A 1,421-nucleotide genomic window follows, 5' to 3' on the forward strand; every position below is an offset into this window, starting at 1 on the left:
GAAAACACCAATCCGTCTGATGATGGACTCGCGTGGTAACGATCTGTCGGCTCAAGTGGAGTTTGAAGGTTTCAACCGTCAACTTAGCCCAGTAAACCGTCATCTTGGCAGCAAGCTGGTGACGTCTGTGCAAAAAGACGTGCACCGTTTGATTGAAGCGGGTGATGTGCTGGTTGAAGAGAAAGTGGAAGCCGTTCGTAAGCAAGCGCAGCAAGACATGCAACAAAGCTTGAATGCGGAGCTAGAGCGTTTACAAGCTTTGAAAGCGGTGAACCCAAACATTCGTGATGAAGAGATTGAAGCGATTGAAGCGCAAATCAAAGAGCTGACTGGTTACATCAATCAAGCTCAAGTGCAGCTAGATTCGCTCCGTCTGATTGTGGTGAGCCACAACTAATCGCGTAAAACGCATTAAAAAAGGTCTTCAATCGAAGACCTTTTTCTTTATCTACGGTTTGCCTGCGGATTACATCAACCACTTCCACCAAATAAACAAAGCTAAGAAGCCAAACAAGTAAATCAGCCCAGCAATCGATAGCCATTTCAGTTTGCGTCCCACCGCCAGCGGTTCCGGCAAGTCCGTTTTGCTCACTAAGATGTAGTTCAGTAGCGCGAAGAATGGTGTCGTCATAAACGCCAGAACCATCGCGAAGTCGAGCATAGGTAGCAGTGCCGATGCCCAGAATACGACAATACCCAGCGCCAGCAATGATACCGCCAACATAATCGCTGACGTTGCTTTTGGATCGGTTTCCGCTTGAGAACGCAACAGGCGTTGTGAGTCGGCAATTACGCGCGAGTAACCGTCAATAACGGTAATTGTGCTGCCGAAAATACAGAAGAAAGCGATCACTGCGATTAAGTAACGTGACCATTCACCGATGGTCGAAGCGTACAAGCCAACCAACTGATGCGAGAAGCCTACCCCGGAGCTCTTCAGTTCAATTCCAGAACCGTGCAGCATTAACGCACCGAGCGAAACAAACACTAGCGCCAAAACGGCTGTACCGATGTAGCCAACGTTGAAGTCAAACAGAGCAGAGCGAGGTGTTACTTCTTGCTGACTCGACTGGCGCTTTAGCCACGCTGAGGTTAAACACGAAATCTCAATTGGTGCTGGCATCCACCCCATCGTAACCACGATGAAACCAATTGCCGCAATTGACCAAGGGGAAGGCGATTCAAAGTTCGCGACGGGTTCCACTGGGTTACCAAACGCAATTGCAACTGCAAGCAGCGTTGCAATGGTGAGCACGGACATGATCACTTTCGAAAGTGTGTCGAGTGCTTTGTAATGGCCGGCGAATAAGATGATCAAACACGTGACCAAAACGATGATGCTCAACGATGCCATCGACAGTGAAAACGGTATGAAGTAACCCAGCAAGCTCGCACTAAACATCAACAATGCTGCGGTGTTG

General features: G+C 48.8%; 1 protein-coding gene and 1 pseudogene. One reads left to right on the forward strand and one right to left on the reverse strand.

Going from position 1 to position 1,421, the window contains the following annotated elements; translation table 11 throughout:
* Window positions 1-397: pseudogene (locus R7Q47_RS24395) on the forward strand (RNA polymerase-associated protein RapA); the annotation flags it as partial.
* A 69-nt stretch (window positions 398-466) separates the two neighbouring features.
* Here R7Q47_RS24395 and R7Q47_RS24400 read toward each other — a convergent pair.
* Window positions 467-1,421: divalent metal cation transporter (locus R7Q47_RS24400; protein ID WP_318089804.1), on the reverse strand; the 955-nt coding region annotated here is incomplete at its 5' end.

This window comes from Vibrio sp. Vb0349 (genome assembly GCF_033338975.1).